19 protein-coding genes are annotated in these 24,627 nt (G+C 62.6%); 13 read left to right on the top strand and 6 right to left on the bottom strand.

Translation table 11 applies throughout. The features are described from left to right. Nucleotides 1–456: 456 nt before the first annotated feature. From ABEL04_RS02180 to ABEL04_RS02170, 3 genes are all read left to right on the top strand, one after another. Nucleotides 457–1,320: a hypothetical protein gene (locus ABEL04_RS02180; RefSeq protein ID WP_375800736.1), complete on the top strand. Its 864-nt coding sequence runs from the start codon at nucleotides 457–459 to the stop codon at nucleotides 1,318–1,320. 124 nt (nucleotides 1,321–1,444) lie between these two features. Continuing rightward, nucleotides 1,445–3,007: an asparagine--tRNA ligase gene (locus ABEL04_RS02175; RefSeq protein ID WP_375800735.1), complete on the top strand. Its 1,563-nt coding sequence runs from the start codon at nucleotides 1,445–1,447 to the stop codon at nucleotides 3,005–3,007. Between the two features lie 106 nt (nucleotides 3,008–3,113). Continuing rightward, the gene (locus tag ABEL04_RS02170) at nucleotides 3,114–3,860 is read left to right on the top strand and encodes an SIMPL domain-containing protein (RefSeq protein WP_375800734.1); all 747 of its coding nucleotides are present in this window, start codon (nucleotides 3,114–3,116) and stop codon (nucleotides 3,858–3,860) included. Here the strand turns inward: ABEL04_RS02170 and ABEL04_RS02165 are convergent. After that, a complete protein-coding gene (locus tag ABEL04_RS02165; RefSeq protein ID WP_375800733.1) occupies nucleotides 3,832–4,710 on the bottom strand; it encodes an alpha/beta hydrolase in 879 nt (292 codons plus the stop codon). The two genes, ABEL04_RS02170 and ABEL04_RS02165, sit on opposite strands and share 29 nt — an antisense overlap. A 767-nt stretch (nucleotides 4,711–5,477) precedes the next feature. On the opposite strand from ABEL04_RS02165, the gene secD reads away from it, so the two are divergent. From secD to ABEL04_RS02145, 4 genes are all read left to right on the top strand, one after another. Continuing rightward, nucleotides 5,478–7,322: a protein translocase subunit SecD gene (gene secD / locus ABEL04_RS02160; protein ID WP_375800732.1), complete on the top strand. Its 1,845-nt coding sequence runs from the start codon at nucleotides 5,478–5,480 to the stop codon at nucleotides 7,320–7,322. A 69-nt stretch (nucleotides 7,323–7,391) separates the two neighbouring features. Continuing rightward, nucleotides 7,392–8,303, top strand: coding sequence for a protein translocase subunit SecF (gene secF, locus ABEL04_RS02155; RefSeq protein ID WP_375800731.1), 912 nt, complete (start codon nucleotides 7,392–7,394; stop codon nucleotides 8,301–8,303). A gap of 316 nt (nucleotides 8,304–8,619) precedes the next feature. Next, nucleotides 8,620–9,942: an adenylosuccinate synthase gene (locus ABEL04_RS02150; protein ID WP_375800730.1), complete on the top strand. Its 1,323-nt coding sequence runs from the start codon at nucleotides 8,620–8,622 to the stop codon at nucleotides 9,940–9,942. 92 nt (nucleotides 9,943–10,034) lie between these two features. Next, nucleotides 10,035–11,438, top strand: coding sequence for a sensor histidine kinase (locus ABEL04_RS02145; protein ID WP_375800729.1), 1,404 nt, complete (start codon nucleotides 10,035–10,037; stop codon nucleotides 11,436–11,438). Nucleotides 11,439–11,440: 2 nt separating this feature from the next. On the opposite strand, the gene ABEL04_RS02140 is transcribed toward ABEL04_RS02145, so the two are convergent. Together ABEL04_RS02140 and ABEL04_RS02135 are read right to left on the bottom strand one after the other, a co-directional pair. After that, nucleotides 11,441–12,718 carry a hypothetical protein gene (locus ABEL04_RS02140; protein ID WP_375800728.1) on the bottom strand — a complete coding sequence of 426 codons (1,278 nt, stop codon included), beginning with the start codon at nucleotides 12,716–12,718 and terminating at the stop codon, nucleotides 11,441–11,443. A gap of 60 nt (nucleotides 12,719–12,778) precedes the next feature. Continuing rightward, nucleotides 12,779–13,630 (bottom strand): S-adenosyl-l-methionine hydroxide adenosyltransferase family protein, encoded by an 852-nt coding sequence (locus ABEL04_RS02135; protein WP_375800727.1) that lies wholly within the window; start codon nucleotides 13,628–13,630, stop codon nucleotides 12,779–12,781. A 350-nt stretch (nucleotides 13,631–13,980) separates the two neighbouring features. On the opposite strand from ABEL04_RS02135, the gene ABEL04_RS02130 reads away from it, so the two are divergent. Together ABEL04_RS02130 and ABEL04_RS02125 are read left to right on the top strand one after the other, a co-directional pair. Then, nucleotides 13,981–14,592, top strand: coding sequence for a GbsR/MarR family transcriptional regulator (locus ABEL04_RS02130; protein WP_375800726.1), 612 nt, complete (start codon nucleotides 13,981–13,983; stop codon nucleotides 14,590–14,592). 47 nt (nucleotides 14,593–14,639) lie between these two features. After that, on the top strand, nucleotides 14,640–15,011 hold the full coding sequence (locus tag ABEL04_RS02125) for a YraN family protein (protein WP_375800725.1): 372 nt from the start codon (nucleotides 14,640–14,642) through the stop codon (nucleotides 15,009–15,011). A 23-nt stretch (nucleotides 15,012–15,034) separates the two neighbouring features. On the opposite strand, the gene ABEL04_RS02120 is transcribed toward ABEL04_RS02125, so the two are convergent. Together ABEL04_RS02120 and ABEL04_RS02115 are read right to left on the bottom strand one after the other, a co-directional pair. Continuing rightward, on the bottom strand, nucleotides 15,035–16,141 hold the full coding sequence (locus ABEL04_RS02120; protein WP_375800724.1) for a carboxypeptidase-like regulatory domain-containing protein: 1,107 nt from the start codon (nucleotides 16,139–16,141) through the stop codon (nucleotides 15,035–15,037). Nucleotides 16,142–16,259: 118 nt separating this feature from the next. Next, a complete protein-coding gene (locus tag ABEL04_RS02115) occupies nucleotides 16,260–18,239 on the bottom strand; it encodes an AMP-binding protein (protein ID WP_375800723.1) in 1,980 nt (659 codons plus the stop codon). A gap of 323 nt (nucleotides 18,240–18,562) precedes the next feature. On the opposite strand from ABEL04_RS02115, the gene ftsH reads away from it, so the two are divergent. Together ftsH and msrB are read left to right on the top strand one after the other, a co-directional pair. Beyond that, nucleotides 18,563–20,569 (top strand): ATP-dependent zinc metalloprotease FtsH, encoded by a 2,007-nt coding sequence (ftsH, locus tag ABEL04_RS02110; protein ID WP_375800722.1) that lies wholly within the window; start codon nucleotides 18,563–18,565, stop codon nucleotides 20,567–20,569. A gap of 77 nt (nucleotides 20,570–20,646) precedes the next feature. Then, nucleotides 20,647–21,072 carry a peptide-methionine (R)-S-oxide reductase MsrB gene (gene msrB, locus ABEL04_RS02105; protein ID WP_375800721.1) on the top strand — a complete coding sequence of 142 codons (426 nt, stop codon included), beginning with the start codon at nucleotides 20,647–20,649 and terminating at the stop codon, nucleotides 21,070–21,072. Between the two features lie 355 nt (nucleotides 21,073–21,427). Here msrB and ABEL04_RS02100 read toward each other — a convergent pair whose 3' ends face one another. Next, nucleotides 21,428–22,018 (bottom strand): endonuclease/exonuclease/phosphatase family protein, encoded by a 591-nt coding sequence (locus tag ABEL04_RS02100; RefSeq protein ID WP_375800720.1) that lies wholly within the window; start codon nucleotides 22,016–22,018, stop codon nucleotides 21,428–21,430. A 177-nt stretch (nucleotides 22,019–22,195) separates the two neighbouring features. Between ABEL04_RS02100 and ABEL04_RS02095 the strand changes: the two genes are divergently transcribed. Together ABEL04_RS02095 and ABEL04_RS02090 are read left to right on the top strand one after the other, a co-directional pair. After that, nucleotides 22,196–22,753 (top strand): J domain-containing protein, encoded by a 558-nt coding sequence (locus ABEL04_RS02095; RefSeq protein WP_375800719.1) that lies wholly within the window; start codon nucleotides 22,196–22,198, stop codon nucleotides 22,751–22,753. Between the two features lie 169 nt (nucleotides 22,754–22,922). After that, complete coding sequence (locus ABEL04_RS02090) at nucleotides 22,923–24,620, top strand: M1 family metallopeptidase (RefSeq protein ID WP_375800718.1); 1,698 nt, start codon at nucleotides 22,923–22,925, stop codon at nucleotides 24,618–24,620. Nucleotides 24,621–24,627: the final 7 nt, after the last annotated feature.

Below are 24,627 nucleotides of genomic sequence, written 5' to 3'. Positions count from 1 at the left end.
CAGCGTGCCGAGCGGATCAGTCGTAATCGACGACAAAGCGTACCACGAGTTTGAAGACCTGCTCTACGATGCCCCTGGCATCGATCTTCGCCCGCTCCGACGCGAAAACTCAACGCGGAAGGAATTGGCCCCTGTCGAATACGTCCAGCACACCTGCCGAAATCAGATCGAGGCGACCGGGTCTGAGCTCGAACGGCAGCCGTCAACCCCAATCTCTGCAGTCACCGCCGAAGGAGCCGGGGTTAAGGTTCTTCTGTTTGTGCTAGCTGTGAACTTTGGAGCGCCGGTTCAGCTTGTAGGAGGCATTATACTAAATGAGCGACCCCGAAAATGCCACAAACATTCCGTGGTCGCGGCTCTGTTTAGAAGGGAACTCCAAGGTTGTAGCGTATATTTCACTCGCTCGTTGAAAAGCCACCCTGGGACGAACGGGGTGTTTCCCCCAACCTCTGATCTATGGGTCCATCGTCCTCCCCCGACACCTCCCGCACCGCGATCCTTGCGGCTCTCTGTCACGATCCACTGCCCGTAGGAGGCGTGGCCGTGGCTTTGCTCCTGGGCACCTACGGACTCTTTGGCCTCGCCGTGGATCTTCCGCTCCTGGTCGCCGGGTTCTGCGGCACCACGCTCGCGTATTTGGTCGATCGGGTGTGGATGCCCGCGCCCGAGGATCGGATCAATCGGCCCGAACGGGTGGCCTGGGTGCAGTCGCACGCCGAGTGGCTGGCCGCCGAGACGGTCGTGCTCGCTGCCCTGGGTGGGGCCATGGTGCCGTATCTCCGCTGGGCGACGCTCGCGTGGACGGGGGTCCTGGGCGGCATTGCGGGCGTCTATGTCCTGTACCGAAGCCAGGAGGGAGCGTCCCTGTTGGGAATCCCGAAGCCCATCGCTGTTGCCGGAGCGTGGGCCGCCGGTGGGGCCCTGCTTCCCCTGGTCGAAGCCGGCCGCCCGATTGGAGGGGAGGCCCTGTGGTTTTTCGGGTACCGGGGCCTCTTCATCCTGCCCAACCTCCTGCTCGCGGACTGGGCCGATCGGGCCGGGGACGCAGCGGTGGGCCTCAATCCTTGGGCCTCAGGGTGGGCCGGGCGACAGGTGCGCTGGCTCGCCACGGCCCCGCTGCTTGGGGCAGCGCTGGGCGCAGCGGGATGGGTCGTCGTCGCCTCCCAGCCGGTGCTGGTCGGCATTGACGCCCTCGGACTGCTCCTCATGATGGGTGTGGTGTGGGGGCTGAATCCCACTCGGCCGCGCACCGCTCTGCTCGCCGACCTCGTCGTAGGATGGCCCCTCACCACAGCGCTCGTGGCCTGGATGATCGTCTGACGAAGCCCAGCCCAAGGGGGAACCTCAGTCTGCGCCGGTGTATCACGTTGACGGTGCGGCGCCACGGACCGCCCAGTCGCTCGCGTTTTCCTCTGTATTTGTCCACCAGTCCTGTCCCAACCGCATGTCCGACACCGACACGACTGCCCCGACGCTCAGTCCCGAACGGGAGGGAGGCACCATCGAAGACTTCACTCGCATTGAGGCCCTCGCCGATCATGTCGATGAGACGGTCACCCTGAAGGGATGGCTCCACAACAAGCGCGGCTCGGGCGGCATCAAGTTTCTCATCCTGCGTGATGGCTCGGGCTTCGTCCAGTGTGTCGTGCCGCAGGACGCGGTCGACGCGGACAGCTGGGCCGTGGCCGACGACGTGCGGCAGGAGGCCGCCCTCGAGATCACTGGCACCGTGAGTGCCGACGACCGGGCGCCGGGGGGCTACGAGCTCCAGGTCGATGCCATCGAGCGCATCGGCGAGTCGGGCGACTACCCCGTCACGCCGAAAGAGCATGGCATTGACTTTCTGATGAACCACCGCCATCTGTGGCTCCGCAGCGAGAGCCAGTGGGCCGTGATGCGGATTCGCAACCGCATCGTCACGTCGATCCACGAGTTTTTTCAGGACCGCGGATTTTTGCAGACGGACGCGCCCATCCTGACAGGAAACGCGGTGGAGGGAACCTCCACGCTCTTTGAGCTCGACTATTTCGACGACGAGAGCGCCTACCTCACCCAGAGCGGGCAGCTGCACGGGGAAGCGATGGCCATGGCCTACGGCAAGGTTTACACGTTCGGCCCCACGTTTCGGGCCGAGAAGTCGGCCACGCGGCGCCACCTCACGGAGTTTTGGATGATCGAGCCGGAGATGGCGTTCTACGACCTGGAGATGAACGCGCAGCTGGCGGAGGACTTCGTGAGCCACATCGTGCAGAACGTGCTCGAGCACTGTGAGGAAGAGCTTGAGGCCCTGGATCGCGACACCACAGTCCTCGAACAGGTCGAAACGCCGTTCCCCCGCATCAGCTACGATGAGGCCGTAGAGCTCTTGCGAAGCGATGAGACGGCCGCGATGATCGACGAGCGGATTGCGGGGCTGAAGGAGGAGAAGGCGGAGCTGTTGGAGGAAAAGGAAGAGAACCAGAAGCGCCGCGGGCAGGCGAAGAAGCACGTGAAGCGCAAGATCGACACCCGCGAGATCGAGATCAATAAGCGGGTCGACGAGATCGAGGAGTCCCTCCGCAACCTGCCGGACTGGAAGGCGTCGGCCCAGACGTTCGAGTGGGGCTCCGACTTCGGCGGCAACGATGAGACGGTGCTCACCTGGCACTTCGACCGCCCCGTCATCGTGCACCGGTTCCCGGCCGAGATCAAGGCGTTTTACATGAAACGCGACCCGGAGGACGAGCGCCTCGCCATGGGCATCGACGTGCTTGCGCCGGAGGGCTATGGCGAAATTGTCGGCGGGGGGGAGCGGGCCACCGATCTCGACTTCCTGAAAGAGCAGATCGAGGCCCACGGCCTCCCGGAGGAGGTCTTCGACTGGTACCTTGACCTCCGGAAATTCGGATCTGTGCCCCACAGTGGATTCGGACTGGGCCTCGAACGAACCGTCTCCTGGATCTGTGGACGCGATCACGTCCGGGAGACCATTCCCTTCCCGCGGACGATTGCCCGCCTGCATCCGTAGTCTACGGTGGAACGCGACATCCGAGGATACGAATCGCTGCGGGGCGTCCGTTCATTGGGCGACGTATCTAGCCGAACATCTCTCAGCAACTCCTGCTCAGTGAACCATGTCCCGTGTCCTCCGATTCCTTCCCCTCGCCGTCCTCTCGCTGCTCCTTGCGGTCCTGGCCGTCGTGCCCGCCGCCGCGCAGGATGACGACCGCTCCACCGTCACCGTGAGCGGAGAGGGCACCGCCACTGCCCAGCCCGACCAGGCCGTGGTCCGGTTCGGGGTGGTCACGCAGGCCCAGGCCGCTGAGAAGGCCCGGACCCAGAACGCCACCGCGGCCAAGAAGGCGATGAATGCCGTGCGTGCCCTCGATGTCCCCGAGGAGAAGATGCGCATGGAGAGCCTCCGCCTCCAGCCGCGGTACGAGTACGACGACGAGGATGAGCGCACGCTCGTGGGCTACGAAGCCACCCGTCAGGTGGTGGTCGAGCTCGGTCGCCTAGAGGTCCTGCCCCAGCTCGTGGCCGACGTGGTGGAGAGCGGGGCCAATCGGCTCAGCAACATCAGTTATCAGCTAAGCGACCGGACCCAATTTCGCAACGAGGCGCTACGAAAGGCTGCCCGAGCCGCCCGCAACAAGGCACGACTCCTGGCCGAAACGCTCGACGCAGAGCTCGGGCCCGTACACGCTATCAACGAGCAGAGCTTCGACTTTGTCCGGCCGCAGGTGAAGACGGCCCGCGCGGGGATGGCCAAGGCCACCAGTGGCGCGCAGGCGGACCCCGAAGCGTACGCTGCCGGCGAGATTGAAGTGTCGGCCCAGGTCCAGGTGGTATTCAACCTCGCTGCGGACCAGAGTCAGTAGGCATCCGCTCGGCGAGCCAAGTGCCCAGGTCGCGGAGTACCGTGTCCTGCTCTGGCTCGTTGAAGGTCTCGTGGTAGAGCCCGTCGTAGAGCTTGAGCGTCTTGTCGTCGGCGGCCGCACGATCGTACAGCCGCCTGCTCCATGCGGGTGTGGCAAGGGGGTCGGCCGTGCCGTGGATCACCAGAAAAGGATGGTCGAGCTCCCCCAACCGGGATCGCGCCTCCGAACCTGCCCGCAAAAGCTCGGCGCCGGTGCGGGCGAGGGTTCGACCCGTGTAGTTGAGCGGATCGTTCTCGGCCTCTTCGACGACCGCCGGGTCGCGCGAGATCGAGCCCTGCGGCGAGCGCACGGTGGGCAGGGTGGGGAAGAGGCGCCCCACCCACTGAGCGACGTGTCGGAGGACCGGGGCGAGGTCGGGGTTGACCTCGATCGCTGGGGCGCTTAATATCAGCCCGCGGAGATCGGGGGCGTGATTCAGCACGTATAGCAGCGACGCTAGCCCGCCCATGCTGTGGCCGAACAGAAAGACCGGCACGTCTGGGGTCTGCGACTGGACGTGTTGTCGAAAGCGATCGAGGTCCTTCAGGTACTGCCCGAACCGATCCACGTAGGCGCGCCGCCCTCCGGAGCGGCCGTGGCCCCGCTGGTCGTAGGCGTACACGGCCGCACCCTGCTCGACGAACGTCGCGGCCACGTGGTCGTAGCGGCCGCTATGCTCGGCGTAGCCGTGGACCAGCAGGACTGTGGCCTGCGGCTCCTCGTCCGGGAGCCAGCGCCGGGTAAAGAGCGTGAGGCCGTCGTGCGTAACGAATGAACCTCGACCTGTAGAGGGCGGTGCCGGAGGGGACATCGATCGGAGGGCGAGAGAAAAAGCACGTTCGATCCCTAAAATACAGACGCGCTGAGGGTTGTTCGACCTCAGGCGTCGACGCGTAGGGGCAGCGGGTCGTCCAGGAGCTGTGAAATCGAGGGGATGACGCCGGAGCCCCTTCGATTTCCGGCGGTCGGGAGAAACAATTTTCCCAAATTCGTTATTCCTGTTGATCGTCAGTCCCACTGTTCTGCTTCTATCGGCGTGGACGCTTCTTCTGCCACATGAGCACCGTCTCTCTAATCCGGTCCTGCAAGGCGCTGGTCGCTGCGCCGATGAAGGAGGTGTTCTCCCTCCTCTGTGCACTGGCGCGACGGATTCTATCGACGGCGCGTCAGGCTCGGGGCACCTGTAGACCGCAGTGGCAGGCGCTCCGTCCGCAGTCTCGAGTATTAGAGGACCCACCAGGGGAGGCCGTGCGTCTTTCCCCCCTCCGAGCGCGATGGCGCGCTCGTGTGCTTGTCGCCTCACGACCGCTAGGGCCGTAGCCGTGCCCCAGTCCACCGCCGCAGTGCACTGGGGGGATTGCGGGCACCCACGACCTCCCGAATGGATCCATTAGGATCCGACGGCCCTCCCGATGAACCGCCCGTGGGCCTCGTCCGCCGTGTTGTTCTGATTCTTGAATTGAGCGCGTACGTCCTATGCAGGGGAACGGTTTTAAACTCTTACTTACGGTCTTTTTCGTCGGCCTGTGCGGATACTATCTTTACCCCTCGGTCCAGTACCTTTATGTGAACTCCAAGATGAATGACATGAAGGAGGCCGAGCGGAAGGAGTATAAGGAAGAGCACCGCCAGTGGATCGAACAGCTCGACCGGAATTCCCTAAACCTGGGCCTCGACCTCCAGGGAGGCATGCACGCGGCACTGGAGGTCCAGACCGACAACCTTCTCAAACAGTTGGCAACGAATAAGGACAAGGCCTTCCGTCGCGCCCTTGAGGCGGCCCGCAAGCGAGCCAAGAAGGAGGACATTTCGGTCGTGGACGCGTTCGTCCAAGAATTTCAGTCGCGCAATCCGAACGGCCGCCTCTCGCGCTACTACCGCGACGACGCCTCGAACATCACCCGTCGATCCTCGAACGAGAAGGTGCAGGAATACCTGAGCAACAAGGCCGACGATGCCGTCCAGCAGGCCATGGAGGTGGTTCGTAACCGCGTGAACCGTTATGGCGTCACGGAGCCGACCATCCAGAAGCAGGGCGAACGCCGGATCGTTGTGCAACTTCCTGGTGTAGAGGAGCGGCAGCGGATCCGGAGTTTGCTGGAGAGCGCCTCCCAGCTCACGTTTCACCTCATGGCCGACCCCCAGGAGCTTAAGGCGTCGGTGCAGCGCATCATTGAATACTACGAACCGACTGCGCAGGATACGGCTCGGCTCGCCGACGCTCCGGCGGCCGACACCGTGCAGGCGCGTGCCGACACCACAGACACCTCCGCCGTGGAGGAGGGAACACGGCTCGCCGGGGGCGAGCAGCAGGCATCCGACCAAGAGGGGACCTCCATTACCCAGCCGGGCAGTGAAGAGAGTGGTCCGCAGAATCCCCTCCTTGCCGTCATGCAACCTCTGCCGCGTCAGGAAGCCCCCATCGTAGGGTACGTATCGAAGCAGGACACGGCCCGCGTGAACGAGTTGATCTCCGACCCGAAGGTGCAGGAGATGATTCCCGCGGGGGTGAGCTTCTGGTGGTCAGCCAACCCTGTCGGCCAGAGCAACAACACCTTTGCGCTGCTTGGTGTTCAGAGCGAGCCGGAACTCCTCGGAGAGGTGATCACGGAGGCGTCGGTGACGTTCAGCCGGGCGTCGAACCAGCCGATGGTATCGATGTCGATGAACTCTCAGGGAACGCGCCAGTGGTCACGACTCACCGCCGCGAACGTCGGCGAACGGGTTGCCATTGTCCTCGACGAGCTCGTTTACTCGTATCCAAACATACAGGAGCGAATTCCCGGCGGACGCACCCAAATCGAAGGGCTGGAGTCCCGCCAGGAAGCCTCAGACATCGTCACCGTTCTCCAATCAGGGTCACTCCCTACGGAGCTCAAAATCGTTGAGGAGCGCACGGTTGGGCCGAGCCTCGGGGAGGAGTCCACCCGGGCTGGCTTGATCTCCGTTGTGTCCGGGTTTCTCCTCGTCGTGCTCTTCATGATCATGTACTACCGCACGGCCGGAGTCGTCGCCGATATCGCCCTGCTCCTGAACCTGATCTTGATTCTCGGAATCCTTGCTGGATTCGGTGCGACGCTCACCCTGCCAGGCATTGCCGGCATTGTGCTCACGATCGGGATGGCCGTGGATGCCAACGTCCTGATTTACGACCGCGTGCGAGAAGAACAGGCTACCGGTAAGACCCTCAAGGCAGCCATCAACGCGGGCTACGAGGAGTCGTTGAGCGCAATTCTCGACGCCAACATCACGACCTTCTTCGTAGGGGTCATCCTCTACTCCTTCGGGGTTGGTCCCATCAGAGGGTTTGCCGTGACCCTGATGGCCGGCATCCTCGCGTCCCTCTTCACGGCGATCATCGTGACGCGTATTATCTTCGACTACATGGTCGAGGAACGACAGATGCGCGTGAGCTACGGATAGGCCCCATCCTCTGAGGCTCTCCGAAAGATTTCTTTCCGCGAAGCGACTTCAACCCGACACGGATCCGCTATGCGCCTCTTTGAGAACGCTAATTACAACCTGATCTACAACCGGCGGATTGGCTACTTCATCTCGGGGACCCTCCTTGCCATAAGCATTATCTCCTTGCTCACCAGGGGACTTGCACTCGGCATCGATTTCCGCGGTGGCATGCGCTTCGTCGTGGGAAACACGTCGGGGCTGGAGACCGCCAAAATCCGGTCCTCACTTACCGAAACCCTCGAAAGTGAGCCTGTGGTGAAGCGGTTTGGAGATACCGGACACCAGATTGACCTCGCCTCGTCCGCAGAGATTAGTACCGTAGAGAATCGAATTCTGAAGACCCTCCGGAAGCAGTTTCCGGACCGCAATATTCGCATGGAGCGGACCAACATCGTAGGACCGAGCTTCGCAGAAGACCTAAAACGGGGCGCAGTCCAGGCGGTGCTGGGGGCCCTCCTGGTGATCTTCCTGTACATCCTGGTCCGATTCGAATGGCGGTACAGCCTTGGCGCCGTGGCGGCCCTCGTGCACGACGTCACCATCACCCTCGGGCTCTTCTCGGTGCTACACGGGATTGTGCCCTTCTCGCTACAGATCGATCAGTCCATCATCGCCGCCTTCCTCACGATCGTCGGGTACTCGCTCAACGACACGGTAGTGGTCTTCGATCGGATACGAGAATACATCAATCTCTTTAAGACGGAGTCCTTCGATGAGATTGTAAATCGCTCGATCAATGCGACCCTGAGCCGAACTGTGGTGACGTCCATCACCACCTTTATCGTGGTTGCCGTTTTGTTCTTCTTCGGCGGGGAAGTCCTGCGCGGGTTCTCATTCGCCCTCATTGTAGGCGTCGTGATCGGAACGTATTCCTCGGTCTTCGTGGCCTCCCCGACGGTTGTCGAGCTCAACCGTCAACTCGAAACGAGCGCCGCCTAGCCGAACGTCCCGGGAAGGAGGGAACACCATCCGTCATCCTCGTGCTCTTCGGAATTTCCAACCCCGCCGCCTCTCCGAGTCTCCAATCGATTTGATTCGGAGCGCTCTCGCCCCTCGACCGTCGTTCTGCGAGGACCGAGAGGGCTTTTCGGGGAAGGCGCAAGGCTCCTCTAGGAGGGCAGGACCGATGTGTCACTCAGGTGAAAATGGGGGCCGGAGGACTCCCTCACGGTGACCGAGAGGGCCCGAAGAGAACGGAAGCTCGGGACGGCAGCAGGCACAACGCTCCAGCATTCACGAATCGACGTCGTACGCTATGCCGGTATCTATCGTAATCGGGAGTCAGTGGGGGGACGAAGGCAAAGGAAAAATCGTGGACCTTCTAAGCCCACAGGTTGACATCGTTGCCCGCTATCAGGGAGGGGCCAATGCCGGGCACACGATTGTCTGGGAGAATCAGGAAGGCGGAGACGACGAGTTCGTCCTGCACCTCGTTCCCAGTGGCATTTTCCACGAACGGGTCACCTGCGTGATCGGCAATGGGGTGGTTCTGGACCCCAAGGCAGTGCTCGACGAGATTGAGAAGATCAAGTCCTTGGGCATCGACGTGGAGGGGCGCCTCAAGATCTCCCACAACGCGCACCTCATCATGCCGTACCATAAGGCCATTGAGGCGGCGCAGGAGGAGGAACGAGCCGCCGCCTCGGACGACGACGCAATCGGGACGACGGGCCGGGGCATTGGGCCGGCCTACACCGATAAGTCTGCCCGCACCGGCATCCGGGTCGTGGATCTGCTTGAGGAGGAAGTCCTGCGCCAGAAGTTGCGGCGCTCCCTCGAAGAGAAGAACGCCATTCTGCGAGACATCTACGATGTTGAGGCGCTGGACGTAGACCGCATCGTCGACGAGTACGTGGAATTCGACCAGCGAATCGACGATTACGTCACGGACACCTCGAAGTACCTGTGCAATTCGCTGGATCAGGACGCGCGGGTGCTCGCGGAGGGGGCACAGGGATCGCTGCTGGATCTTGACTTCGGCAGCTACCCCTACGTCACGTCCAGCCACCCCACGGCGGGAGGGTGCTGCACGGGGCTGGGCGTGCCGCCCACTGAGATTGACCGGGTCCTGGGCATCGCCAAGGCCTACTGCACACGCGTGGGCAACGGGCCCTTTCCGACCGAGCTGGAGACTGAGGCCGGGGAACGGCTGCGACAGAAGGGAGGGGAGTTCGGCGCCACCACGGGACGCCCGCGACGCTGCGGGTGGCTCGATCTCGTTGCGCTCCGCTACACCAGCATGGTGAACGGGTTCAACGAACTGGCCGTCACGAAGCTCGACATCCTGTCGGGCATGGACCCGCTGAAGGTATGCACGCAGTACCGGTACGACGGCACGACGACGCGACGCTTTCCGAGCGAGGCCCAGACGCTCAACCGGGTGGAGCCCATCTACAAGACGCTCCCGGGCTGGGAACAGGACATCTCCGATGTGCAGCACATCCAGGACCTTCCGTCGGAGGCGAGGGACTACCTCGCGTTCATCGAAGAGTACCTGGACGTCGACATCGGACTCGTTTCGAACGGCCCCCGCCGCAGTCAAATCATCACCGACGTACAACATGCGACCGCGGCGTAGCGGCGGGGCCGCATGCCCAACCCCCAATTCCTTCTCAGACTCTGGCGCGCGGATGAACGCGTCGGATCCGGCTTGTTAATCCCGGCGGCACTATGCGAGCCTATCGGTGGTCGGTTCGACTGAAGCTCGGCCTGATCGTCTTTGCGGTCGTCATCGCGGTGGCCTCCCTGTGGTACACCCAGCGGCTGGTCAATCGTCTTCAGGAGCGCGAGCGGGCCGTCATTGAGCTTTGGGCCGACGCCCTCGAGCAGGTCGCCAAGGCACAGCGACAGGCCGGAAACCCCTACCGCGAAGAGTTCCAACGTCTCGAGTCGTACCTCCAGAATCTGGATGACCGTCCGGGTCGCACCACGCTCTCCAGCGATCAGGTGAGGGCTTTCCGTGAGGCCCTGGCCTGGGCCCAGTCCATGCCGCCCACGCGGGAGTTCAATTTCATCCTCAACCAGATCCTCGAGCCAAACCAGTTTGGCGTTCCCGCGATTATCACGGACTCGACCCGTCGCCGGCCGCTATCCTGGCGGAACGTGGGGGTGCCGGACACGATCCTCAGCACCCTGCCGCCGGAAGACTCGGCCCGAATCATGCAAGACCTACAGCAGGAACTGGCGGAGATGCAGGCTTCGTTCGAGCCGATTCCGGTTCGGGTGGCCGCCACCCAGGGGGGAGAGGGAGACTCCACTGCTCCCGACGAGCAGCTCACCCAGTATGTGTTCTACGACGAGTCGGCCCTCATCACCGAGCTTCGCATCTTCCCCTGGGTGCAGCTTGCGTTCGTCGCGCTCTTCATCCTGGTGGGGTACCTTGGCTTCTCGTACATCCGCCGAAGCGAGCAAAGCAGTCTCTGGATGGGCATGGCGCGCGAGGCGGCCCATCAGCTTGGCACCCCATTGTCCAGCCTCATGGGGTGGATCAAAGTGCTCCGGTCCCCCGACCTGGACGAGGAGCGAAAAGAGCGTGCCCTGGAGGAAATCGAGAACGACGTCGAGCGCCTCCAGCGAATCACGGACCGGTTTTCGGACATCGGGTCGCAGCCGAAGCTTGAGCGGTGTGACCTCGTGCCGATCGTGGAGCAGACCGCTACCTATCTGCGCCGCCGGATTCCGCGCCAGGGCCAGGACGTGACCCTGACGGTGGATATGCCCGACCAGTTGGTGGCCTCGGCCAACGAGGAGCTGTTTGCCTGGGTGCTGGAGAACCTGCTCAAGAACGCCCTCGATGCAATTGAAGACGACGAGGGAACCATCACGGTCACGGGCCGGGAAGAACACGAATCGGTCGTCATCGACGTTCGCGACACCGGCCAAGGCATCGAGCGGCGGGAGTGGAGCAACATCTTCCGCCCCGGGTACAGCACCAAGCAGCGTGGATGGGGGCTGGGGCTGAGCCTCGCCCGTCGCGTCGTGGAAACCTACCACGGGGGACGCCTGAAGCTGGTGTCGTCCACGGTCGGGGAAGGGTCCACCTTTCGCATCAGCGTGCCCGCCGCGGACTCCTGATCCTAGGGGCGAACCCGTGCCCGGAGCTGCTCGGGCCGATCGGACGGGGCGACTGCGACGAAGACATCATCTCGGAGGCGCCAGAGAATCCCCTCCTGTACGGAGTCCGACGCAGCTACGAGGTGCTTGCTGCGGGCCAGTTTTTTACGCAGCGCAGTGTCCAGCGTCACCTGGTCCTTCATCTGGTCGATGAGGGCGTAGCTGTAGGCGAAAATTGCCGCCCGGGTGCTGTCGTCCGTGTCGGCATAGAGGAACACCGGCGCCGTAATCGTATCTGCCACGCGGAACTGCCCCACACCCCGGAGGCGAGCCCCGCGGACGGTCGGGACGGAGACCCGACGGTTCCACGTCGACTCTACGTACGCCCTTGCCTCAGCCGGACTGCTCGTCGTAAGGGCCGGAGAGACAGACTCCGCCTGCCGGGCGGAGAAGGAAACCAGGCCGAGCTCTGATTCAGACGACGAAGAGGCCGACTGGGAAACGAAGGGCACGCCCACGAGACTGATAGCGACCAGGCCGAGAGCCAGTAGCCCCAGCAGAAGACCGACGCCGGCGCCGAGAGACATTGTGCTGAGGAACGAAGACGACGATTCGTCGGCGTGGGACGAACTCGCCTCCGCAGGCTGTTCGGTAGAGTTGCGGGCTTCCTGCAGCGTGGCCCGCACCCGAACGCGGAGCGAGTCGGGGGCATGGGGAAAACGATCCACGAGCACGTCGCGGATCATTCCATGCAGTGCCTCCTCTGGGAGGCCCTCCTCGACGACCGTGCGTTCTGGTCCGGACAACACATCGCGGAGATGGGTGCGGAGGGCAGCGCGGGCCTCCGACCGGAGGGTCTGCAGGTCGACAGACGTTGAAGGGGGAACCGGGACCGGGGCGTCGGACGCGAGGTCTTCGCCGTTCTCGATCACGTCCAGGGCGAGGAGAAACCGCTCCTGAGCGGAACAGGCGGCCAACGCGGCGGGCAGGGCGTCCCGGGCCAAGTCCCGGGCCACTTCCCGCCGGAACGGAGCGGAGGGGCCGGGGGCCGACTCCGGAAACGAAGCCGTACCGTCGGGTGAGGAGGACCGCTCAGCCCCGACCTCGAAGAGAAGTCCTAGCAGCCATCTCCGAAGATCATCAGGACGGTCCGATGGGGAAGGATCGGCGGCCCGCTCGTACACGCGCAGCAGGAGCTCGTCGGCACCGTCCGGTCCGTTTAGGAGGCAGGCCAGCGGGTAGAGCGTCTCCAGATGTTCGAGGAGCGACGACCCCTCCGAGCCGGAGGAAGATTGAGCCATGAGCGAAACGACGGCGGTTCACAGACGACAGCGCAACGGAAGGACTGGGCCATCGGGGAGCTACTCCGACGGGTCCTCGAGGACGAGCTCCACGGAATCGCCCTTTCGTATGTCCAGCAGTTCAGCGGCGTTCCCCCCATTTACGCCGATCTCGAGATAACCCGTGCTCCCAAATAGCAGGAGCGGGTCGCCCTCCGGCACGTCGCCGTACGTAGCGTGCACTTCATCGAGCACCGTGTTGCCGACGTGTGCACTCAGGGACGGAAGAGAGGCCGATGGGGAGTCCGACTCCTCGGGGGGGGTCGCCTCGGCCAGGGTGGACCGCCGGACGTTGGTTACGCAGTTGCCGAAGTGATCGACGTGTATCACTCGCCCCCGAACGGTTCCGCGGGCCGCGGAGGGCTGGGCCCAGCGGAGCGGCTCCAACGACTCGATCGGAGAACCGATGTCTGCAAGCGCCTGTCCGTGGGCCAGGTGGGCAGCGGCCGGCGCAAAAATATCGCGGCCATGAAAGGTCGTGCTCGGCGATGCACTCCGCCAGAAGTCCGGATTGTCCAGGTCAACCGCTGCGTCGGGCGGCTCGTCGTTAAGGACGAGAGGGAAGACGCCGTTGTCCGGACCCACGAACCATTGATCCCCGGCACGAAGAGCAATGGCTCGTCGGTCGGTCCCGACGCCGGGATCGACCACCACCAGGTGAATCGATCCCTTCGGAAAATACGGGAGGGCCGACTGGAGTACAAAACCGGCCTCCATGACATCTTGTGGACGAATCTCGTGGGTCACGTCCACAAGCCGTGCGTCCGGGCAAATTGAGAGCATGGTTCCCTTCATGGCCGGCACGTACGCATCCTCCGTGCCGAAGTCGGTCGTAATGGTGATAAGGGGAGCGTCCGATTGAGAAGAAGTCATCATGCGGCAGTGTCCTGTCTCGGCGTGAATGAAGCGGAGCGCAGCCCTGAAGAACGCCTTTGCACACCCGGCGCGAGAGGTCTTTCCCCTCCTCGGAGATCACGGGCACGTTTGCCCATGGGAAGAGGAGGGAAGCCTCAGCCGCGTGCGCAAGAAACATGGGCGGTCTGGAAGCAGCGTGGCATGCCCTCGTTAGTTTACGAACCACAGAGCCGGATTCGAAGGGCGCTCTCGACGCTGCGGGTAGGAGAAACATTTTGTGGGGTCCCGAAAGTAGAGTGGATGCACAGAATGGAGCCCCAATCAGCCACCGATCCAGAACTCCCGCTCCTGTACGATCCGGGTGATCCATGGTGCCGACCGAGTCCTCAGACGCCAGCCCCTCGGCAGACGACGAGTCCTCCGATCCACGGACGCAGGCCATCGACCGCTGCGTGTCCCTGTGGGAGGAGATGGCCTCCACGTGGGGGATCAACCGGACTATGGCCAAGATCCATGCCCTGCTGTACTGCGTCGAGCGGCCTCTCAACACCGATCAAATCATGGAGCGACTGGGGGTGAGTCGTGGAAACGCGAACATGAATCTTCGGGCCCTCGTGGAGTGGGACCTGGTCGTGAAGACACAGCGAGATGGATCTCGGAAAGACTACTACCGGGCCGAAAAAGACGTGTGGCAAATTACGGCCCGAATCATCGAGGAACGGAAACGGCGGGAGGTGTCACCTGTTCGGAAGCGTCTTCAGGACTGCACAGATCTGTTAGCGGACGAGAGCAACTCGATCGCGGACCGTCCCGAGGACGTACAGGTTCTGCATCGTCGCCTCGCCAACTTGATTGAGCTATTGGAAGTCTTTGAGGGCGTGACGGAGGTTCTGCTTCCGCTCGTGAGGCAGGAGGACGCTGCCCAGATCGAGCAACTCGTCGACTTTGCGAAGACCCTCCAGAACGCCAACGCAAAATGAGAGCGATGCTCCTCACCAACCCCCTCTCCTGAACCAACTCTCCGGGCATGACCTCCACCAACGACATCGGGGATCGCGGTGAAGACATTGCGGAAACCCACCTTGAAGAAAATGGCTACCGCGTTCTCGAACGCAACTACCGCTTCGAGCGCAATGAGATGGACCTGGTGTGTCTAGACCCCGACAAGGGAGGGGAAATCGTCTTCGTCGAGGTGAAGACGCGGACAGGTCTGGGGTACGGGGCCCCCGAGGAATCCATCACGGAGGAGAAGAAGGCCTCGCTGGTCAAGGTGGCCCAGGCATACTTGCACGAGCGCCAACTTAGAGGAAGCCCGGCGCGCTTTGATGTCGTGACGGTTCTGCTCGGTGACGGCCAGCCCGAGATCGAGCACTACGAAAATGCATTCTGGGCCCTCTAGCCAGATAAGCCGTGAAATGAGGCTCACCCCGGCGGTTCGTACTCGCGCGGTAGGAGCTCGGCCATGCGGACCGTGAACGCAAAATACCGGTGGAGCGTCGCGCCGTAGGGCTCTACAATTTCGCCGGACGGGTCGATGTGAATCGGATGTTGGTTTAACTCAATCTGCGAGGTCTGGTAGCGACGGGGACCCCGGCGGCGAATGTCTGCCCACTCGAGGTACGCTTCGCTCTCGGGTTCGCCGCGGTAGATGACTTCGAGCCGGTCTCGCACGTCGAATAGGTATGTGGAGTCGGGTCCCGGCTCGACCACCTGATCTCGGTCTATCGGAATCCGGTCCGCCCGTCCGGTGCGTCGGAAGGCCGACGCCCGGGGAAGCTGGTAGATGTCGAATTGTTCTTCTTTGAGGCGGTCGTCGAGTAGGGCGCGGAGGAAGTGGCGGAGAGACCCGCGGTAGGCGTCGCGTCGATTTTTCCGCCAGCGTGCTCTCTGAAGAGAGTCCGTGGGCGTCAGGGGTTCGAAGAGAGGTTCTCCGTCCCAGCGAACAACACTTCCCCGCTCCTCGAACTCCTTCAGAAAGTAGGTAAGACGGTACCCCAGCGCCCGATTCTCAATGACGAGTGGCTTCCGGGCGCTTGCCTCGAACTTGCCCCACCACTTTTCCTCGAACTGGAGGACCTGGGGATTGACGAGGGAGCAGCGCCGGGCACGCTCCGACTGCCCGATGAACAGGCGCTTGAACCGACGCAGGCGTTCGTACCATTCCTCACTTCGTTTCCCCGAGACAGTCACCGTCGGTCCCTTGAGTACCTTCTTCTCCAGTCGGAACGTGAGGGTCAGCGCACGCCCCGGTTTCAAACGAAGGTTGAGGGCTTCATCTTTGTAGCCGAGCCTCGATACGTACAGTCGCTTCGACCCCGGGGGCACGTCCTCCAGACGGAACCGGCCGGTCGAGTCCGTGGTGGTGCCGTTCATCGAGCGGGAGACAAACACGTGGGTTCTGGGCAGCGGCTCGTTCGACTCAGCACCGACCACGCGACCGGTAATGGTGAGGGCCTGGTCGTTCTGAGCCGCAGTCGGAGCGGTGGTGCCGATCAGGGCGACGAGGAGAACGAAGAGACGGGACGTCATTTCGGCCCTAGCCTTCACGACGCATTAACGCAATCAGGACACACCTACGCCAGGGCGGAACGAAATGTTTGAGGATCCCGGCCGTTCTCCCGGAGAGTTACAGCGGGCGACCGCAAGGCTACCGGGCCTCCTGAATCGCCTCGATTGCACTCGGGTCCTCGAGGCTGGAGGTGTCACCGAGGTCTTCGCCCAGGTAGGCCGCCCGGATGACGCGACGCATCACCTTTGCGTTGCGGGTCTTCGGCAGGGCGTCGGCGAACAAAATCTCGCGCGGCTTCAGGGGCTTGCCCATTTCGTCGACCACAACCTGCATGAGGGCCTCCCGGAGGGCGTCGTTCTCGTCGGCGCCGGGCTTCGGAACGACGAAGGCAACAACCGCCTGTCCCTTCACCTCGTCGGGGACCCCTACCGCCGCACTCTCCGCCACGGCGTCGTGGGCGTTGAGCAGGGCCTCGATCTCGGCCGGCCCCAGACGCTTGCCGGCAACGTTGATCGTGTCGTCCGACCGGCCGAGGATGTACCAGAGCTCATCCTCGTCGACCGCCGCGAAGTCGCCGTGTACCCACACGTTCTCGAACCGGCTCCAGTAGGCATCGTGGTAGCGGTCGTCCTCGCCCCAGAATCCTCGTGTCATCCCAATCCAGGGCTGTCGGAGGACGAGTTCGCCCACCTCGCCGCGCACCGGATGTCCGTCCTCATCCACCACGTCGGCATCCATGCCGGGCACCGGGCCGGAGAAGGCTGCGGGCTTAAGCGGTTCGAGGAAGTTGCCACAGAGGATGCCGCCGGAAATTTCGGTCCCTCCGGAGTAGTTCAAAATGGGCTTTTCCCCGTCGAGGACTGTGTCGAAGCACCACGACCACGATTCCGGATCCCATGGGCTCCCGGTAGAGCCGATGGCCCGTAAGGTCGAACGATCGGCCGCCTCCACCGGCTCGTTCCCATGCGTCTTCAGGGCCCGAATGAGAGTGGGGGAGACCCCAAGATGCGTGACGTTGTGGGCATCCACCATGCGCCAGAGGCGGCCGGGATCCGGATGGTCGGGAGCGCCGTCGTACAGCACCATCGTCGCACCGACAGTCAAGGTTCCGAACACGAGCCACGGTCCCATCATCCACCCCATGTCGCTCATCCAGTACATAACCTCACCGGGCTTGAGGTCCATGGGATGGTACATGTCCTGTGCCCCCTTGACGGGGAAGCCGCAGTGGGTGTGGACCGTGCCCTTCGGCGGCCCCGTAGTGCCGCTGGTGTAGATGATCATCACGACATCCTCGGCGTCGGTCCGTTCCGTTCGGGCGTCCGTGTCGTGCCCTGCCAGAACATCGCTCCAGAAGCGGTCACGCCCGTCGGTCATGGGCGGGTCGTCGCGCTCCAGGTGGCGGTAGACGAGCACGTGGTCGACCGTCGGGCACTGCTCGACGGCCTCGTCCGCCGTTTCCTTCATCCGGATGGGACGCCCCCGCCGCGTAAATCCGTCGGCCGTGATCAGGGCAGAGGCGTTGGCGCCGTTTAGGCGGGTAACAATGGCCCCCGCCCCGTAGCCACTGAACAGGGGAAGGAGAACCCCTCCAATCTTAACGATGGCCAGGAACGCAATCACGATCTCTGGAGTCATCGGCATGTACAGCCCAATCCGGTCGCCTTTCCCCAAACCCAAGTCGCGGAGCGCGTTTGCGCAGCGGCACACCCGGCGATGGAGCTCCCCGTACGTCAGTTCTTGGGTTGAGCCGTCCTCCCCCTCCCAGCGCAAGGCCGGACGGTTCTCCACGGGCGTTCCTTGCCACTTGTCGAGCAAGTTATGCACAATATTCATTTTTCCGCCCACGCACCATTCCGGACGCTGAATGCCCCCGGACAAGTCGACGATCTCGTCGTACTCGCGATAGAACTCAATGTCGAGGTCGTCTAGCACTGCTTCCCAGAACCACTCAATGTCCGACGTTGAGCGGGCGTGCAAGTCGTCGAGGTCGGAAATCCCGTGTTGGTCCATGAATTTGCGCAGATTCGAGTCGGCCACAACCTCAGGATCGGGGTGCCAGACGGCTTCTTGGCCGAAAGGGAAGGACTCAGAGGCTTTCGAGGGAGAGTTGGGCATGGGGGCAAACAAGGCCGAGTCGTCGAGGTCGGAGGATCCCCGAAGCGGGACAACCGAAGTGGCCGGGACCGATTCGGAGAATGGATCATAAAGTATGTGCTGTGACCGAATAGATTCAACCTGAACGCACGTGTTTTCAGGCGCAACTTCTGTGTAACGAGCTCCACTATGGGCCGAAGTCCCTAGGACTGCTTCCATTCAGGGACACAATCACGGTCCAAGGGTGTATTACCTATCCGCTCGATTTGTGCTCACGTCCGGAAAATACCCTTGGCGTGCCGGTCGGGCGATACTCGATTCTCAGCATCAACTCGTTGAGTAACGTGGCTAACCGAAACGCTCAGAACGAGAATCAGAATGGTTCCGGCCTGCCCGAAGGCCCCTCGTCTGGTGGGGGACGAGGGCGTCTCATTATCTACGTGATTGCCGGGACGCTCCTTGCCCTGTGGGCCTACAGCTACTGGGGAATGGGTCCAACGGGAGGCAAAAGCATCAGCTACAGCGAATTTCAGGAGCAGCTCCAACAGAAAAACGTGAAGCGGGTGGTCGTGAAGGGGAACACCATTCGCGGCGCGCTTAAGTCCAGCGCCACCCGAAGCAAGAACAAGGAGAAGTACAAGAACTTCGTCACGTACCTCCCGTCCTTTGGGGACGATGGCCTCATGGATCGGCTCAGGGCGCAGAACGTGAAGGTTGTTACCAAGCCGAAGAGCTCATTCCCGTGGGGGCTTGTACTGATGGGTCTCCTTCCTGTGCTTCTCCTCTTCGGAGTGGGATACATCTTCCTCCGGCGCATGCAGGCCCAGGGCCAGGGCCTCTTCTCGGTCCGGAAGAGCAAGGCGGAGCTTTACGACAAGGACGAAGAAGATACGACGTTCGATGATGTTGCTGGCGCCGACAGCGCGAAGGAAGAGCTCCGTGAAATCATCAAGTTCCTGAAGCAGCCGGACCGCTTCCAGGGACTGGGGGGAAACGTGCCGAAGGGGGTGCTTCTCGTTGGACCGCCAGGAACCGGAAAAACCCTTCTTGCACGAGCGGTCGCCGGCGAGGCTGATGCTCCGTTCTTCAGCGTCTCAGGCTCCGACTTCATGGAGATGTTTGTCGGGGTCGGTGCGTCTCGCGTTCGCGACATGTTCAGTGAGGCGAAGGAGACCTCCCCGGCCATCATCTTCATCGATGAGCTCGACTCCATCGGCCGCAAGCGAGGGGCTGGCCTCGGGGGCGGGAATGACGAGCGAGAACAAACCCTGAACCAGCTTCTTTCTGAGCTGGACGGATTCGAAGAGAACGAAAACGTCGTCGTGATGGCGGCGACCAACCGTCCGGACATTTTGGATTCGGCGCTTACGCGACCGGGTCGGTTCGACCGCCAGATCACGGTTGGCATGCCGACCAAGCAGGCTCGGTACGAGATCCTCAAGATCCACGCTCGCGACAAGCCTCTCAGCGAGGACGTCGACCTGGAGGAGATTGCCCGCAGCACGCCCGGCTTCAGTGGCGCTGATCTCGAGAACCTTCTCAACGAGGCAGCCCTCATGGCGGCCCGGCACGAGCACGAGGTTATCAAGGGAGAAGACATCGAGCAGGCGCGAGACAAGGTGATGATGGGCCTGAAGCGAGAGGGGCTCGTCCTGGATGACGAAGAAAAAAAGCTCCTCGCCTACCACGAGGCCGGTCACGCCATCGTGGCGGCGGCTCTTCCCCACGCCGATCCGGTCCACAAGGTGACAATCGTTCCGCGGGGACAGGCGATGGGCGTCACGCAGCAGCTGCCGGAAAAGGACAAGTATCTCTATCGGCTCGACTACCTGCTCGACCGCCTGGCCGTCATCATGGGAGGGCGCGCCGCAGAGGAAATCATCTTTAACACCGCCACGAGCGGGGCCGAGAACGACCTCAAGCAAGTCCGCAAGATGGCCCGAAAGATGGTGCTCGACTGGGGAATGGGCGAACAGTTCAAGCACATTTCTCTCGGTGAGGATCAGGGCAACGTCTTTCTCGGTGAGGAACTGGCGAAGGGACGCGACTACAGCGACGAGACAGCCCGTGAGGTGGATCAGGAGATCCGCCGCATTACCGAGAACGCCTTTGAGCGTGCCGCCGGCACGCTAAGTGAGAATCGGGAGGCCTTCGACCGGCTGGCAGAGATGCTGATCGAGCAGGAGGAGGTTCCCGGAAAGGATGTCCTTGGCCTCGTGGATGGCGAAGAGGACCTTGAGCAGCTCACCTCGACCAACGGAGAAGTCGCCGACGAGGACGGTGTCTCGGACGAGGAAGACATCGAAGAGGCTGAGGTTGTCGAAGAAGACAGCCAGGTCGCAACGGATTGATGAGCTGGGCCGAGGGAGGCGCCCCCCTCCAACTGCCTGACGATCGCTCTACAAACCAAGCCTCCGGTGAACGCCACATGGCCAACATCGAAAAATCGAGGCCGTCCGACGAGCAACTCCGCCGCCAACTGAGCGAAGAACAGTACCACGTTACGCAAGAGCAGGGCACCGAACGGGCCTTCAGTGGAAAGTACTGGGACCACAAGGGCGACGGGGTGTACCGTTGCGTGGTCTGCGACACTCCTCTCTTTGACTCCGACACCAAGTTCGAATCCGGAACGGGGTGGCCGAGCTTTTACGACGTAGTCGAGCAGCACAACGTCGAGCTCAGGTCGGATCACAGCCTTGGCATGCGTCGCACCGAAGTGGTCTGTGCGGAGTGTGGGGCTCATCTTGGCCATCTGTTCGAGGATGGCCCGGATCCAACCGGCCAAAGATACTGCATCAACTCTGCTGCGCTCGACTTTCAGGGAGAGGACGGGGCGGCCGCTGAGGACCCCTGAAGAGTGTTGAGGGACAGTCTGAGCCGGGTCCCTCTGGGGCAATCCCGATGATGCCGGTCCAAATGAGCTCATCCAGCATTCCCCAACGGTCGAACCGTCCTGGTCTCTCACCTGCGGGATGACCCCGATCTCTGCAGGCTCTAAAGTGAGAGGGAAAGGCTGCTGTCGGGGAATGCGCAGGTCGGCCAGCACCGGAAGAGGGTCGGAGGGATAATAACCGTTCCATCGTGCGGGGAGGTGGCCGTGTCGCTGCACAGTGATGCCCGGTCCCACGAAGATGGAATCGTACCGCTGCCCTGGCCTGACGGTGAGCTCGAAGTGCGTGCACGTGGATGTAGGTCCGTGATGCGCCTGTTTAGCCGCCTGCCTGGCATCGCGTAGGGGGGATGGCCGGAGCGTCGTCACCGGCGCGAGTGAAGAGACTGTGGGGCCGAGATTCTGGAAACGCATTGATATCGCCCATCACGACTACTGGAGCACTTTCTGAGAGCGCCCCGAGGCTCTCAGTAATCAACCGTGCACTCTTGATCCGGGCCTTCTCGCGCTCGTGATCGAAACGCGTGTTGAGCACGAACGGGGTGTTCCCTGACGCCTGGTCTCGGAACCGGGCCCAAGTGGCAATTCGAGGCAGAGCAGCCCCCCAGCTCTTGCTCCCCGGTGTGTTTGGCGTTTTCGAGAGCCAGAAGGTGTCGTGTTCAAGGAGGGCCAGGCGATCAGTCCTGTAGAAGAGGGCTGAGAATTCGTCTCCGCCCGACCGGCGACCGACCCCGATCCACTCGGTGCCGCGAAGGCGTTCCTCCAGGTCGATAAGCTGGTGCAGCGTTCCCTCTTGGGTTCCAACCACGTCCGGGGCGTGGAAACGAATCAGGCTCGCGATGGGCTCGCGCCGGTTTCTCCACGCTCGCCGACCGGTGTCTCGGGGGGCGTACCGGATGTTGTACGACATGACCCGCACGGGAACTGTCGACAGGCGGGCGCTCGCGGGACCGCCTCCACCGTTCTCGTGATCCAGTAAGCCGGTACTTCGGATCGCAACAGATCGTCGGCAAAGGAATTCAAGGGGGTCCGACCAGAGAGGTCGGCAACCGATGCCCGGTTTCTCCTCGGTTCAGCTTGCGAGCCTATGAGCCAGTACCACGACATACTGAGGGTGAGTCCGGGGGCGTCGCAGGAGGAAATCAAGGAGGCCTTCCGAAAGCGCGCCCTGGAATGCCATCCCGATCGTGCAACCGAGGGAAAGAAGGAAGAGGCTCAGGAGGAATTCAGGCGGGTCCGTGAGGCCTTCGAAATTCTGAGTGACGACGAGGAGAAACGACCGCGGGATGTGAACGATGATGTGGACGACGAGGAAAATGCCGATACGCGGCCGAGGCGCCGATCATACAAGGAGGCGTGGCGGAAGCACAAAAACCAGCGGGTGCACGTCGGGAAGGACATCATCGAGAACGTCCGCGGCCTAGCGGGCGAGTACAGGCTTATCCGCCAGAAAAACGCGATGACGATTCCCGTCGGGGCCCTCCTAGGCGCAATCACGTTTCTCTACGATCCGGGGACCATGCACGGAACGGGCATTGCTCTCTTTGATGTCCTCCTTGCCGGACTTGTTGGAAGTGTGTACGGCTTTGCGGCTGGCAGTTTGTGGGCGTACCTGGATCTCTTCCTTCAGGATTACGCGAACTGATCAGGCACTGAACGGGGACCTGAGGGAGCGCCGCGACGGAAGCACATCGTTCCGCACCGGGAATCCCCCGGTAGAGTCCAAAGAGGGGATGCGCTGCGTTTGAGAGAGGAATTGCCTCTGCCGTAGTCCTCTGTTTCGGTCTGGTTTGTCCCACCGGTCTCCAAGCGAGATGTCACATAAGGAGCAGGTCTGTTGCGATCCCACGTCTCTTCTGCGGTTCGTGCGCATCCTGGGCCTGCTCCTCTGCGCCACAGCTCTGAGCGGGTGCTCGAAGGCCCCGGCCCAGGACTCGGGAGGAGCTTTGCCTCCCGAACAGGCCGCGTACGACGTGAGCTACTACGACCTCGCCGTATCGGTATACCCGCGGCAGGAGCGAATCAAGGGGCAGCTCAACGTGCATGCGGTGGTCGAGAAGTCCCTTGAGGTTCTCGTCCTCGACCTCGATCGACGTCTGTCCGTGCGGCGGGCCTGGAAGAAAGGGCGGGGAGCCGCCGAGTCCCTCCCTGTAAAACGGAGGGAGGGAGGAAACCAGCTTCGGATCAAGCTCGAGGAGCAGCGCGATTCTGGAGACACGATCCGGGTGGCAGTGCAGTACGCAGGAGCGCCGCGTGTGGCGCCTCGTCCGCCGTGGAACGGAGGATTCACGTGGGCTGAAACGCCGCAGAGCGGGGAGCCCTGGGTGGCTACGTCGTGCCAGACCGAAGGCGCCGACCTGTGGTGGCCGGTAAAGGACCATCCGTCCGATGAACCGGACTCGATGGACATCGCGATTACGGTACCGGACCCCCTCGTAGCCGTCTCCAATGGGACGCTTCGGTCGGCGAAGCAGGCGACCGACTCCACCAAGACCTACCGGTGGCACGTCTCCACGCCCATCAACGCCTACGCGGTGACGCTGAACGTGGCCCCCTACGTCCACCTCGACACGACATACACGAGCACCGCCGACACGTCCATTCCCGTCTCCTTCTACGCCCTCCCGGCGGACAGTGCGCAGGCACGAGAGGCCCTGCCCCGGTTTCTCAGTCAGCTTCGTTTCCTGGAGAAGACGCTCGGTCCCTATCCGTTTCGGGCCGACAAGTACGGAATCGCACAGACCCCGTTTCTAGGAATGGAGCATCAGACCCTCATTGCCTATGGTCACGACTTCACGACCGGCGGACTCGGGTACGAGGCTCCGTTCGACGTGCTTCACTTCCACGAGCTTGCCCACGAGTGGTACGGCAATCTCGCGACCGTGAAGGACTGGAAAGACTTCTGGCTTCACGAGGGGCCCGCAACGTATCTCGAGGCCCTCTACGCCGAGTCGCTCCGGGGGGACAGCGCATACCACGCCGTGGTGGATCACTTCCGATCCGGGATCGACGGAGGCACCCCTATCGCCCGTACCGAGCCAACCCCGGCGCAGGAGATGTACCACCGCGACGTGTATTACCGGGGCGCCCTCACACTCCACACGCTCCGGTACGTCATCGGCGAGACGGCCATCCGGGACTTGCTCCGGCGCTTCGCGTACCCGGATGGGACTTCTCCCAACACCGAACCGCCATTCCGCTCCGTCACCACCAGCGACTTTGTTCGGGTTGCGGAGGCGGTCGCCGGCCGCTCGCTCGACGCCTTCTTCCAGGTATACCTCTATCAGGATGCACTCCCGGCGCTCGATACCACCCGAACGGCCGTCGGACTCCGGCTTCGTTGGACCGACACGGGAGACGTGGACTTCTCCGTCCCGGTGCCCGTTGAAGTGGGCGGCGAGACGCGCCGGGTTTCGATGACCAATGGAAACGGGCGGCTTCCGGTGCCCGACGGCGCGACGCTCAGAATTGACCCGAGAGGATGGGTGCTGCGAGCAGAGGCAACACGGTAAGGAGGCG

It is taken from the genome of Salinibacter sp., from assembly GCF_042218895.1.
GTDB lineage: Bacteria > Bacteroidota > Rhodothermia > Rhodothermales > Salinibacteraceae > Salinibacter.
The sequence above is the reverse complement of the archived record's forward strand: the minus strand, read 5'-3'. Positions and strand labels throughout refer to the sequence as shown.

Coding starts and splice junctions, on each gene's coding strand:
- ABEL04_RS02115 (WP_375800723.1), bottom strand. CDS start 18,239: ATGCCCAACTCTCCCTCGAAAGCCTCTGAGTCCTTCCCTTTCGGCCAA.
- secF (WP_375800731.1), top strand. CDS start 7,392: ATGCGCCTCTTTGAGAACGCTAATTACAACCTGATCTACAACCGGCGG.
- ABEL04_RS02145 (WP_375800729.1), top strand. CDS start 10,035: ATGCGAGCCTATCGGTGGTCGGTTCGACTGAAGCTCGGCCTGATCGTC.
- ABEL04_RS02170 (WP_375800734.1), top strand. CDS start 3,114: ATGTCCCGTGTCCTCCGATTCCTTCCCCTCGCCGTCCTCTCGCTGCTC.
- ABEL04_RS02150 (WP_375800730.1), top strand. CDS start 8,620: ATGCCGGTATCTATCGTAATCGGGAGTCAGTGGGGGGACGAAGGCAAA.
- msrB (WP_375800721.1), top strand. CDS start 20,647: ATGGCCAACATCGAAAAATCGAGGCCGTCCGACGAGCAACTCCGCCGC.
- secD (WP_375800732.1), top strand. CDS start 5,478: ATGAATGACATGAAGGAGGCCGAGCGGAAGGAGTATAAGGAAGAGCAC.
- ABEL04_RS02135 (WP_375800727.1), bottom strand. CDS start 13,630: ATGACTTCTTCTCAATCGGACGCTCCCCTTATCACCATTACGACCGAC.
- ABEL04_RS02165 (WP_375800733.1), bottom strand. CDS start 4,710: ATGTCCCCTCCGGCACCGCCCTCTACAGGTCGAGGTTCATTCGTTACG.
- ABEL04_RS02130 (WP_375800726.1), top strand. CDS start 13,981: ATGGTGCCGACCGAGTCCTCAGACGCCAGCCCCTCGGCAGACGACGAG.
- ABEL04_RS02095 (WP_375800719.1), top strand. CDS start 22,196: ATGAGCCAGTACCACGACATACTGAGGGTGAGTCCGGGGGCGTCGCAG.
- ABEL04_RS02120 (WP_375800724.1), bottom strand. CDS start 16,141: ATGACGTCCCGTCTCTTCGTTCTCCTCGTCGCCCTGATCGGCACCACC.
- ABEL04_RS02140 (WP_375800728.1), bottom strand. CDS start 12,718: ATGGCTCAATCTTCCTCCGGCTCGGAGGGGTCGTCGCTCCTCGAACAT.
- ABEL04_RS02100 (WP_375800720.1), bottom strand. CDS start 22,018: ATGTCGTACAACATCCGGTACGCCCCCCGAGACACCGGTCGGCGAGCG.
- ABEL04_RS02180 (WP_375800736.1), top strand. CDS start 457: ATGGGTCCATCGTCCTCCCCCGACACCTCCCGCACCGCGATCCTTGCG.
- ABEL04_RS02090 (WP_375800718.1), top strand. CDS start 22,923: ATGTCACATAAGGAGCAGGTCTGTTGCGATCCCACGTCTCTTCTGCGG.
- ABEL04_RS02175 (WP_375800735.1), top strand. CDS start 1,445: ATGTCCGACACCGACACGACTGCCCCGACGCTCAGTCCCGAACGGGAG.
- ABEL04_RS02125 (WP_375800725.1), top strand. CDS start 14,640: ATGACCTCCACCAACGACATCGGGGATCGCGGTGAAGACATTGCGGAA.